Source organism: Dyadobacter sp. LHD-138, assembly GCF_030929615.1.
In the GTDB taxonomy this organism is placed as follows: domain Bacteria; phylum Bacteroidota; class Bacteroidia; order Cytophagales; family Spirosomataceae; genus Dyadobacter.
This window is the reverse complement of the sequence record NZ_JAVFVU010000100.1, coordinates 1-1680: the sequence shown is the minus strand read 5'-3', so window position 1 is coordinate 1680 and position 1680 is coordinate 1. Positions and strand designations below refer to the sequence as shown.

The window sequence follows — 1680 nt, the reverse complement described above, 5'->3', positions numbered from 1 at the left end:
GGCCTTCCTTGAAAATTCTCCAATCGATCTCCTTGGCTCATATTTCCAGGATTGGATTGGGGAGTTTTAATTTACGATTGGGTGCGGCGTATCGGGAAAGTACAATTGTGTCGACTTAATATGACCTATTGCGGCGGTTTGAGAATTAAAAAGACATAACTATCCATCAAACTGGCAAGGTTCGATTTTTCGTTTGCGCTATCCAGAATTAGGCTGCGTGCTTTTGGAGGAGACTTTGTAGTGTCCGAGGTTTTTTGGCCATTTTAACGGCGTTAGCAGTGAATACACCAAAGAATAGCCATATCATTTCAGTTTCTTTACTTCTGGCCTTAACTTTTCGGAGTAGATAGTGGTTTTTCTCGTTACCAAAGCTCCCCTCCATTGACGAACTTCTAGCTTTGTTAAGAATCCCCTTTATATGTTTTGTTTGCTTATCCTGCTTTTTTGGCCCCTTTTTGTCAAAATTTGTAGTGATTTTGCGGCTTGTACAAAAACGTCTGTTTTCGTTAGTTGGATAGATTCTGTCTGCCGAGATATGAGTGCATTCCCCAAATTGCTTTTTATGCTTTAATATACTTATTTTTAGTCGCTTACATTCATTGAAATTATTAAAACTGGCATATTCGATCACATTGATGCCATCTACCTGATTCATGTGAACTTTCATACCAAATTCCACATCTCTATTCTCTTTTCCTCTCTTGATTGGCCTTACATATGGCTTAGCCAGCGAAACAATCCGATCTTTAATCTTTATGCCTGGGTAGTTAAATAGTTGCCGCTGTTGCTTTAAAATCCGCTTAATGGTACGTATCCGTGCATAATCCAATGTTGATAACTTGCCGCCTTGTGTCTGATTCAAAAGTTGTTGCACGCTTTCCAACCCTTTATCAACCAGATGTAAAAGAGAGCGTTTTCGAGTTTTTGTTTTGCGACGAGCCTTTCTTTTTAACTTGCTGTATATTAGGTACTTTTTCTTTTGCTGTTCAAACTTGGACCGTGGAATTTTGAGTTTAAAACCCTTGCAAATATCCGGAATGGTTTTATCCCACAGCCATAAACAACACTCCCACAGCAACTTTACATCGGTAGGATACCGAATATAGCTTTCGTAAGCCGTCGCGTCAGCAAGCATCACATGACTATTCTCAAGATTTTGTTTCCACTTTTCCAACATTTTTTGCTGCATTTGCTCCACACTCACATACTTCGCCAAATAAGATCGTATTCTGGAGACAAATGAATTATCCTTAATCAATTCATTTTCAGCTAATAATATACCACAGAACAGTTGCATAGCCCAATCTGTGTTAAAGCGCTCCACAAGTTTTTCATCGCTAAGACCAGTGTAATGTTTAAGAAACATGAGACCAAATAACCCTTTTGAGGCCAACCAAGGTGGTGAGCCGCGCAAAGTCCTTTTCTCCGGCAATAACTCGGACAAACCTTCCCAATTGATAGAATCATGGATCTTCCCCAGCTCCGATTCCTTAAAAATGTACCATTTTGAAGTGTAATGAAAATCAATAGGAAAAAGTGTAATTTGCATATGTTTATGTTAAAGCTTGGTAACCTTAAGATAAACAAAAACCCCGAAATATCTCAGCAATGGACATTTTCGGGGTTAATTTTTGTTACAAAAAACTAAAAGTCAAATAGTTACCCGTGGTTTGGACACCC

Annotated in this window: 1 protein-coding gene; it reads right to left on the bottom strand. The window is 38.8% G+C overall.

Annotated elements, in window-relative coordinates; all coding sequences use genetic code 11:
* Nucleotides 1-208 precede the first annotated feature (208 nt).
* Entirely contained in the window at nucleotides 209-1549 is a 1341-nt protein-coding gene (locus RB622_RS30060) for a transposase (protein WP_308050541.1), read from the bottom strand.
* Between the last annotated feature and the right edge of the window lie 131 nt (nucleotides 1550-1680).